The organism is Paenibacillus oceani, from assembly GCF_014705615.1.
Taxonomy (GTDB): Bacteria; Bacillota; Bacilli; order Paenibacillales; family NBRC-103111; genus Paenibacillus_AB; species Paenibacillus_AB oceani.
Genome location: NZ_JACXJA010000068.1, coordinates 26,564 through 36,087, shown reverse-complemented (window position 1 = coordinate 36,087; position 9,524 = coordinate 26,564). Strand labels below are relative to the sequence as shown.

The window sequence follows — 9,524 nt, the reverse complement described above, 5'->3', positions numbered from 1 at the left end:
CTCTCTTCCCTCTCCTTGTCTCTTCAAGGTAAATTCCTCTTTTAATTCCAGTTTCTTTACCTTTCACTTTTTTGTACCTAAGTAGTTACGATTTGAGGCCGTTATTTTAGCCCGTTTCCCCAAAAACGCGAAAAAGCGGCTAAATAAGAGGTGGTAAAAGCTCTTAAATCCCTAGTCGGCGGTTGTGCAAACCAAATAACAGCTGCAAAAGACTTCTATTCCCCCTCGGTCCCACCAGGCCGCCTGCCCATGAGGAAGTACTCAAGAGGGCTGTTCAAGAGAAATTTAACTAACATTTGCTACTTTCTATACCTGCTACTTTCTTTGCGTATTCGGACACGTTTCCATACGAATCCATTCTTGCGCCCCCTCCCCGCCCTGTCTGTGTAAACGCAACCGTTACCGGGCAACCTTTTCAGCGGGCTGAAGCCCTTCCACTCCGTTCCATTGGCTCCATTTCACTCCGTCCGTCCTTCCCGCACCCCCGCGCTTCCTACAAAAAAAAAGAGGACCGACAGCATCCAATACTTCTGTCGATCCCCTTTGGGATATATGCAACCCGTTACCGGGAACGTGCCCGCTTATCCTTCAAGCAGCAGCGATTCCGGATCTTCCAGCAGTTCCTTGATGGTCACAAGGAAACGTACTGCTTCGGCACCGTCGACGATCCGGTGATCGTACGACAGGGCGATGTACATCATCGGCCGGTTTTCCATCCGCTGCTCGTCCAGCGCGATCGGACGCCACTGGATTTTGTGCATCCCGAGGATGCCTACCTGCGGTGTGTTCAAAATCGGCGTGGACAGCAGCGAGCCGAAGACGCCGCCGTTCGTGATCGAGAAGGTGCCGCCTTGCAGGTCGGACAGCTGGAGCGTGTTCGCCCGCGCCTTGCCTGCCAAATCGGCGATCCGTTTCTCGATCTCGGCGAAGCCGAGACGGTCTGCATCACGTACGACCGGAACGACCAGTCCTTCCTTGGCCGCGACCGCGATCCCGATGTCGTAATATTTTTTGGCGATAATCCGGTCGCCGTCGATTTCCGCGTTAAGCAGCGGGTACTTCTTCAGCGCGCCGACAACCGCTTTGGTGAAAAAGGACATAAAGCCGAGGCCGACATCGTTTTTCTCTTGGAACGACTGCTTGCGGCGTTTGCGGATATCGAGAATCCGGGTCATGTCGACCTCGTTAAACGTAGTCAGCATCGCTGCCGTGCGCTGAGCTTCCACAAGGCGGGTCGCGATCGTCTGACGGCGTCTCGACATCTTAATGATCTCAACCGGTTTGCTCGGATCTTCCGATGCCGATGCCGCCGTAATGCCGCTTGTCGTTTGCGGACGGGCAGCCGGCGCGGCAGGCGCTGCCGGAGCAGACGCCTGATCCTGCGCGGAGCTGACGTCGGTACGGCTGATCCGTCCGTTCGGATCGCTCGGCTGAACTTGCTGCAGGTCGATTCCGCGCTCTCTGGCCAGCTTTCTGGCCGAAGGGGAAGCGGCGACGCCCGGAGCCGATACTGCGATAACGGACGGAGCGGCCTGTACCGGAGCGGAAGCGGCTTCCGCCGGTGCGGCTGGAGCCGGAGCCGCAGAAGCCTGCGCCTCCACGGCAGGTGCAGCCGGCTCCGCTCCCGCGGCGCCGATCGTTCCTACGACTTCACCTACTTGAACCGTATCGCCTTCGCCTCTGCGGATTTCTGCAATAACGCCGGCGGAGTCGGCGCTTACCTCCAAATTGACCTTGTCCGTTTCCAATTCAAGAAGCAGATCGCCTGCTCCGACACGATCTCCAACTTTCACCATCCATTTGGATATCGTTCCTTCGGTGATCGATTCGCCCATCTCGGGTATTTTGATGTCTGACACAGCCGCGGCCTCCTTATCGGTTGTTATCGAAGAAGCTTCGATCTTGAACGTTCTCAATGATTTGACGCTGCTCGAACGTATGGACGGTTTGATAACCGCTTGCGGTACTGGAACGCTCCCGGCGTCCGATATACCGGACCTCTGCGCCTTGCGGGGCAATTTCCCGGATTCTTGGCTCCATAAAGAACCAAGCGCCCATATTTTTAGGTTCTTCCTGAACCCATACGATTTCTTTCAAATTGCCGTACCGTGCGAAAATGTTCGAGATTTCCTCGGCAGGGAACGGATACAGTTGCTCCACGCGAATAATGTGAAGCCATTCCTGCTGCGACTGCCCGTTTTCCGAGATCGCCTCTTCCAGATCGACGGCGATTTTCCCGCTGCACAAGGCGATTCGTTCGACCTGTTCCGCTTGAAGCCCGGTTCCTTGCTGCTCCAGCACCGGCTGGAACGCGCCTTCGCTAAGCTCCGTACCGGCCGAGGCGACCCGCGGGTTGCGGATAAGGCTCTTCGGCGCCATCACGATAAGCGGACGCGCGTCCTCCGTCTCGGAGAGCATCGCCTGCTTGCGCAGCAGGTGGAAATATTGCGAAGCCTTCGTCATATTGACGACCGTCCAGTTCTCTTCCCCGGACAGCTGCAGGAAACGTTCCAGACGTGCACTTGAGTGCTCCGGCCCTTGCCCTTCGTAGCCGTGAGGCAGCAGCAAGGTGAGGCTCGACTTCTGACGCCATTTGCCGCGTCCGGCGGAGATGAACTGGTCGATGATTACTTGGCCCGCATTGGCAAAATCGCCATATTGCGCTTCCCACAGCACGAACGTTTCGGGAGCGAATACGTTGTACCCGTACTCGAAGCCGAGAACGGACGCTTCGGACAGCGGACTGTTATGAACCGCGAACGAAGCTTTCGCTTGCGGCAGATCGTGCAGCGGACAATACGTCTCGCCGGTCTGCGGATCATGAAGCACGATGTTCCGGTGCGCGAACGTGCCGCGCTGCGAATCTTGTCCGCTCAGCCGGACCGGCTTGCCGTCGGCCAGGATCGTCGCGAACGCGAGCGTTTCGGCCAGCGCCCAGTCGACCTTGCCGCCTTCGTCCAGCGCGCCCGCTCTGCGCTCCAGGATGCGCTGCAGCTTCGGATACGGGTTGAAGCTTGCCGGACGCTTCAACAGATCTTGATTGATTTCGCGCAGCTTATCGAGCGGCACCGCGGTGACGAGCTCCGCCGGAGCAGCCTCGCTGTCCGCCGCCGCCCATGTGCGGTCTTCGCCCAGCTTATCAGCGTTTTTCATATCTTCATAAGCTTCCTGAAGACGGGAGACCGTCTCCTGCTTCATCTGCTCGTATTGGTCCCGGGTAATGACGCCTTCCTTCTCCAGCTGGGATGCGTACAGCTCGCTGACAGTCGGATGGTTGCGCACTTTAGAATACATAAGCGGCTGCGTCGACTCCGGATCGTCCGATTCGTTATGACCGTATCTGCGGTAGCCGATCAGATCGATCAGGAAGTCTTTCTTGAACAGGTCGCGGAACTCGCAGGCCATCCGGGCGGCGGCGACGCACGCTTCCGGATCGTCGGCATTGACGTGAACGACTGGAATTTCGAACCCTTTCGCCAAGTCGCTCGCATAGTGAGTCGAGCGCGAATCCGCGCTGTCCGTCGTAAATCCGAGCCTGTTGTTGACGATAATATGGATCGTCCCACCGTTGCGGTATCCCGTCAGACGGTTGAAGTTCAGCGTCTCCGGAACGATGCCCTCGCCCGCAAAAGCGGCGTCGCCGTGAATCAGCACGGCTGCGGCCTTGCTCGGGTCGTGCTGCGGCCATCCCGCCTGTCCGCGGTCTTCTTGGGCCGCGCGGGCGAAGCCTTCGACGACCGGATTGACAAATTCCAGATGGCTCGGGTTGTTCGCGAGCACGATCCGGATCGTATTGCCGTGATCCGCTACCGAACGGTCTGCGCCAAGGTGGTATTTCACATCGCCGGTCCAGCCGTAGTTAATGCCGGTCGAGCCTTCCGACGGCACCAGGTCTTTATTCGGCGAATGGTGAAATTCCGCGAAAATGCGGCTGTACGGCTTGCCGAGAATATGAGCCAGCACGTTCAGTCTTCCACGGTGCGCCATTCCCATCAGCAGATGGCCGGCCCCGTCGCGTGCGACCGAGCGGACGATCTCGTCGAGCAGCGGAATCAAGGCGTCGTTTCCTTCTACGGAAAACCGCTTCTGGCCGACGAACGTCCGGTGCAGAAACGCCTCGAATTGCTCCGCGTCGATCAATCGGCCGAGCAGCTCGGTTTTTTCCTTCACGGTTGACGGTTCGGCCAGCGGTTCGCCGTTCTCGGCGCGCTTGTTCAGCCACTCCCGCTCCCGCTCTTCATGGACATGAGCGAACTCATAGGCGATCGTCCGCGTATAGGTGCTGCGAAGCCGTTCGATCGCTTCCCACCCGTTAACGACGTCATCCGGAGCATTTTCCCAGATCAAGGTCGCAGGCAGTGCTTCCAAATCTTCCTTCGTCAGTCCAAACGTTTCCGGCTCAATCAAACGTGTATCGGCAGATGCGCTTAGGCCCAGCGGATCGATGTCCGCCGCCAAATGGCCGTAAGTGCGAATATTCCAGATCAGCTTTCCGGCAGCGACCGCCTTTTGCAACGAAAGCCCGTCTGCCACCTGCACGCGCGCAGCGGCCGGCTGTGCCGTCCCTTCTGTCTCTGTAGCTGGCGGCGCGCCGACGCGCGCAAACAATTCCCGAAAAGTCGGGTCCACCGAATTCGGGTCGGATTCGTATATTTCGTACTGTTCCTGAACGTACCCTAAGTTAGGCCCATATACAGTCCTCCAAGGAAACAATATGCCCGCATCCCCGGTCTTCATTGAAGCAGCTCCCTCCAGCTCCGCACCCGTCCACAAGCAGCGCGGTTTCATGTATGCATACTATGTCTCCATTATACCTGAATCGAAATATATTGGTAATAGCTAAATTAGAACAATATCGTTCTAATTTTGATATAGATAGGCATGAAGGAACCGGCGACCCGTTCCCTCCGTGTTTCCCACGCGCTTATGCACGCCGCACGACCGGACCGGATTAGCCGTTCCCGCTCCATTCTTTGTGGAACTGCTCCAAGTAGCTTTCCATAAAACGGTGTCTTTCATCCGCGATTTTTCGCGCAGTTTCGGTATGAAGCAGACTTTTCAGTTTCAGCAGCTTTTCGTAAAAATGGTAAATCGCCGTTGAACGCTCCCGGCCGTACGATTCCTGCGTCCACGTTGCTCTCGGAGCGAGCGCCGCATCATGCAGCGGATGCCCCTTCCAGCCCGCATAGGCGAACGTTCTCGCGATGCCGATCGCACCGATCGCATCCAACCGGTCCGCATCACGGACGACTCTTCCTTCCGTCGTCGCCATCGGCCGACCGGGCCCCTCGCTGTACGACATCGTGGCGATAATAGCGATCACGTGATCCGCGGCGTCGGCCGGAATCGGAAGACTATCGAGAAACCCGCGCACGTTCGCGATCCCCGCTTCCTTGGAAGCATTCAGCTTCGGATCGGCCACGTCGTGCAGCAGCGCCGCCAGCTCGCATATGAACGGGTCCGCCTTCTCGGCAGCCGCTATCGTCCTTGTCATCCGGACGACCCGCTCGATATGCGACCAGTCGTGGCCGGAAGCGTCGCCCTGATGAAACGACCTGGCGAACGATTCCGCGCGTTTCAGCACATTCGCGTTCATGGCACTCACTCCCCAGGTGTTTTGACGCATACGAAAAAGGCGCGTTCCGTCTCCGCAACCGGCGGCTTGAGCTTAAAATCGGCGAACCGGTGAATCCGGGAAAACCCGACTTCCCGCAGCAGCGATTCGATCCGCTCCAGCGGATACGCCCTCTGCACATGTGTCTCGTCGATCCTCACATACCGGGCTCCGTTCGTATCCTTCAGGTCGCGCGCCGGTTCCTTTGTCTGTGAATCCGCAGCCAGCCATTCCGACTCGCGGACGAAAATCGCCAAATCATGCTCGATCTCGCACCGCTCCTCGTCCAGTTCGCTTGTCCATATATAAGAAACGTCGTCGTCGTTAAGCAGGAAGGGCTGCATCTCCGCATAAGATCTCAGCTGATGCTCGGTATGTACGTCGAAAATAAACGTGCCTCCTTCCTTCAATCCAGCGAACGTGCGGCGGAATGTCCCGGCCAGATCCGTCTCCTCGGTCAAATAGTTGATGCAGTCGCAGCACGAAATAACCGAATCGACCGGCTCGGTCAGCTCCCATTCGGTCATATCCTGCTGCAGCCAGGTGACGGAGCCGCCCGAAGCGAATGGAAACGTGCGGTGGCGCTGTTCCGTTTTCTCTTGCGCCACGGCGAGCATATCGTCCGACAAATCGATTCCGAACACGCGAAGGCCCGATTGAGCCAGCGGAATCGTCAAGTTCCCCGTCCCGCAGCCGAGATCGACGACCGTTTGCGGCTTGCCGTAGCTGTCCCAGCATTGGCGGATGAACCGGAGCCATTGCGGATAAGGCATATCCTCCATCAGCTTGTCGTAGATGTATGCAAATTGTTCATAACGCATCTGTACCGGCCCCCCTCGACCAAAATCATCCAAAAAAAAGAAAGCTTCGGAACGAAGCTTGGGCGAAGCTGTAAGAATGACCCTGCGCAATACGGCGGCAGCTTTTACTGCAAACTGAATGGGCTAAGCTTCTCAAGAAACGTAAGCTTAAGTCTGAAACGGAAAACGACCCGCGCTGCACTCGGACTTGATCCGCCGAGCCGTCTCCTTCATCTGATCGCAAGGAGCCGCCGCGTAAAACTACTCGTCGTCGCTCTTCGCCAAATGCGTCCAGCTGCCCTTCTGGGTGATCAGTCCTTCCTTCATCAGCTTACCGAGCGCGCGCTTGAACGCCGCCTTGCTGATATTGAACTTGGAGGCGATGACATCGGCCGGCGTCTCGTCGGAATAGGGCATCGAACCTCCCGGTCTGGCCCGCAGGAAGCTGAGTATACGCTCCGCATCCTCTTCCCGGCCGATCTGCTTCGGCTGGCGCATCGACAAGTTGACCCGGCCGTCGTCCCGGACGAACACGACCCGCACCTGGATTTTCTCGCCCAGACGCAGTGGCCGGGTCCGTTCTTTCTCATGGATCATCCCGATCGCTCCGAATCCAAGCACGCCTCCGTCGCATACGACGAATGTGCCCATCTGCAGCTGCTTGTAGACGATCGCATCGACCCAGCTGTTCTTCCACGAATCCGGCGCACGGAACGCCAGCGGCACGAGTTCTTTCTCTCCCGCCAGCTTCGCGGTCATCCGTCCCTGACGGTCGTGCTCCAATCTCACATACACGCAGTCGCCCGGATTCGGCCGGAGTTCCTTCGCTTCCGGAAGCTCGGAAGCAGGCAGCAGCAGTTGGCGTCCAAGCCCCATTTCCAGAAAACAGCCGAATCTCGGATGAATGTCGGCCACTTCCAGCAAGCCGATTTCACCTAACCGGATTTTCGGCGTTTTCATCGTAGCGGCGAGCCGGTCTTCCGTATCGTGAAACAAAAACGCTTCCACTTCATCGCCGGGCTGGATCGTCCCGACCACTTCGCTGTAATGTAGCAGCACATCGCGGGTCCCGTTCGTCAAAAAGAAGCCGTTCGGCGGCACTTCGCGCGCCACCGTCAGCTTCGCTACCTTTCCGGCATCCATCCGTTCCTCCGACGATCTCATACGAGCTCGACCACCTTCGCATCCGACCACAGACGCTCGATATTGTAATACTCGCGTTCATCCCGGTGGAAGACGTGGACCACGACATCGCCCAAGTCTACAAGCACCCAGCGGGCCGTATCGAACCCTTCAATTCCCCGGACCGTCGTCCCCATCGCTTCGGCTTTCTTGCGCACTTCCTGGACGATCGCTTGTACCTGCGTATCGGAATTCCCGTGACAGATTACGAAATAATCGGCCAGCAGCGATATGCCCTTCAAATTCAGCACAACGATATTGTGCGCTTTTTTGTCATCTACCGCTTTTACGATCTCGTTCATCAAATGATCCGGTGATTGGCTCATCTGCATCCTCCTTTAGACTAGCTGTTGCTTGGCATAGGCAAACCTTTATTTCGTTCCGAATCCGGCCCTGCCCGCCTCTTCAAGAAGCGCATTGCGGGCAGCAAGCGTCAGCGGATATACTTTCTTTCCTTTATCGAGCAAAAACCGGATCGTCGAATCCAGGCCGGCTATCAGCGCTCTCTCCAAGCTATGGTCGGCAATTTCCCGGATTATATGCACACCGGGGAAATCCCGGCCCGGTTCGATATAATCGGCCAAACAAACCATTTTGTCAAGCAGCGTCATGTTCTCCCGGCCGGACGTATGGTACCGGATCGCATCCAGCACTTCCTCGTCAGCGATGCCGTGACGTTTGCGGACGACCTCGGCCGCAATCGGGCCGTGCAGCAGCTGCGGATCGTAGTCCAGCAGTTCCGGATCGAGCCCTTCTTCGGCATATACCCGGCGCTGCTCGTCGATCGGCCAATATTTGCAGTAATCGTGCAGCAATGCGGCAAGCTCCGCCCGCTCCGGGTCCGCGCCGTAACGCTTCGCCAGAGCAACCGCCGAGCTCATGACACCAAGCGTATGCTCCCATCGTCTTGCCGGCATCTGACTGCGGGTCGCTTCCAGTAATGATTCACGATTCATACAACCGATTCCCCTCGATATAAGATACGACCGTCTCCGGCACGAGATATCGAACCGATTGGCCGCACCTTCGCATATTCCGGATTAACGTAGAGGAAATGTCGACCTGCGGCATCGTTACCTGCAGCACTTTGTCCCGAATCGCTTCGTGCAGCCCGCTTACATCCGTAGAGTAACCCGGCCGGGTTAGCCCGATAAACGTAATCATCCGGGCAAGCTCCTCGATCCGGACCCAGTGGGGCAAATACTGCACCATATCGGCGCCGATAATATAATAGAAATCATATCCGGGATACGCCGCTTTCAGCTCCCGAACCGTATCGACCGTATACGAGGTGCCTCCGCGAAGAATCTCGCGCGGCTCCGCCCGAAAAAACGGATTGCCGGCTATCGCCGCTTCGACCATCGCGAGCCGCTGCCCGGCCGACGCTTTCGGCGCGTTCGGCTTATGCGGCGGCGTGCTGGAAGGCATGAACCATACCTCGTCCAGCCCGGCTTCCTCCCTCGCGCGCTCCGCGGCCAGCAGATGTCCTTGATGAATCGGGTCGAACGTTCCTCCCATAATACCTACCTTCATCCCCGACACTCCCGCCCTGCCCATTCGCCGAATGTGCAGTTATTCCGCTTGTCCTCTCGGACACAAGACTCTCGTTGCACGTACACCCGTTAAGGAAGCACGATCTGCTTGTTCTCTTTCGATTCCTTGTAAAGCACAATCGTCTTGCCGATCCGCTGCACAAGCTCGGCGCCGGACTTTTCGGCCAGCTCGGCCGCAATCTCGTCGCTGTCATCCAGACAATTGTTAAGCACCGATACTTTGATCAGTTCCCGGACTTCCAGCGCTTCCTGGATATGTTGAATCAGATGCTCGTTCGTGCCGCCTTTGCCGACTTGAAAAATTGGATTCAAATGGTGGGCGAGCGACCGTAAATGCCGTTTTTGTTTTCCTGTTAACATCCGTATGGTCCCCCT

At 57.3% G+C, this 9,524-nt stretch carries 9 protein-coding genes; all 9 read right to left on the bottom strand.

What is annotated here, in order from left to right; all coding sequences use genetic code 11:
- Window positions 1-581 precede the first annotated feature (581 nt).
- Complete coding sequence (gene odhB, locus IDH45_RS32765; protein WP_190932364.1) at window positions 582-1,859, bottom strand: 2-oxoglutarate dehydrogenase complex dihydrolipoyllysine-residue succinyltransferase; 1,278 nt, start codon at window positions 1,857-1,859, stop codon at window positions 582-584.
- Window positions 1,860-1,872: 13 nt separating this feature from the next.
- Complete coding sequence (locus tag IDH45_RS32760; RefSeq protein WP_190932363.1) at window positions 1,873-4,737, bottom strand: 2-oxoglutarate dehydrogenase E1 component; 2,865 nt, start codon at window positions 4,735-4,737, stop codon at window positions 1,873-1,875.
- A 214-nt stretch (window positions 4,738-4,951) separates the two neighbouring features.
- Entirely contained in the window at window positions 4,952-5,596 is a 645-nt protein-coding gene (locus IDH45_RS32755; protein WP_190932362.1) for an HD domain-containing protein, read from the bottom strand.
- A 5-nt stretch (window positions 5,597-5,601) separates the two neighbouring features.
- The gene (locus tag IDH45_RS32750) at window positions 5,602-6,435 is read right to left on the bottom strand and encodes a class I SAM-dependent DNA methyltransferase (RefSeq protein WP_190932361.1); all 834 of its coding nucleotides are present in this window, start codon (window positions 6,433-6,435) and stop codon (window positions 5,602-5,604) included.
- 240 nt (window positions 6,436-6,675) lie between these two features.
- The gene (locus tag IDH45_RS32745) at window positions 6,676-7,578 is read right to left on the bottom strand and encodes a CvfB family protein (RefSeq protein WP_190932360.1); all 903 of its coding nucleotides are present in this window, start codon (window positions 7,576-7,578) and stop codon (window positions 6,676-6,678) included.
- Window positions 7,575-7,922 carry a ribosome silencing factor gene (gene rsfS, locus IDH45_RS32740; protein WP_190932359.1) on the bottom strand — a complete coding sequence of 116 codons (348 nt, stop codon included), beginning with the start codon at window positions 7,920-7,922 and terminating at the stop codon, window positions 7,575-7,577. Before rsfS ends, IDH45_RS32745 begins: the two co-directional genes overlap by 4 nt.
- A gap of 45 nt (window positions 7,923-7,967) precedes the next feature.
- Window positions 7,968-8,552 (bottom strand): bis(5'-nucleosyl)-tetraphosphatase (symmetrical) YqeK, encoded by a 585-nt coding sequence (yqeK, locus tag IDH45_RS32735; RefSeq protein ID WP_190932358.1) that lies wholly within the window; start codon window positions 8,550-8,552, stop codon window positions 7,968-7,970.
- Complete coding sequence (locus IDH45_RS32730; RefSeq protein WP_190932357.1) at window positions 8,542-9,129, bottom strand: nicotinate-nucleotide adenylyltransferase; 588 nt, start codon at window positions 9,127-9,129, stop codon at window positions 8,542-8,544. The genes yqeK and IDH45_RS32730 overlap by 11 nt, the downstream gene beginning before the upstream one ends.
- A gap of 89 nt (window positions 9,130-9,218) precedes the next feature.
- The gene (gene yhbY / locus IDH45_RS32725; protein ID WP_190932356.1) at window positions 9,219-9,509 is read right to left on the bottom strand and encodes a ribosome assembly RNA-binding protein YhbY; all 291 of its coding nucleotides are present in this window, start codon (window positions 9,507-9,509) and stop codon (window positions 9,219-9,221) included.
- Between the last annotated feature and the right edge of the window lie 15 nt (window positions 9,510-9,524).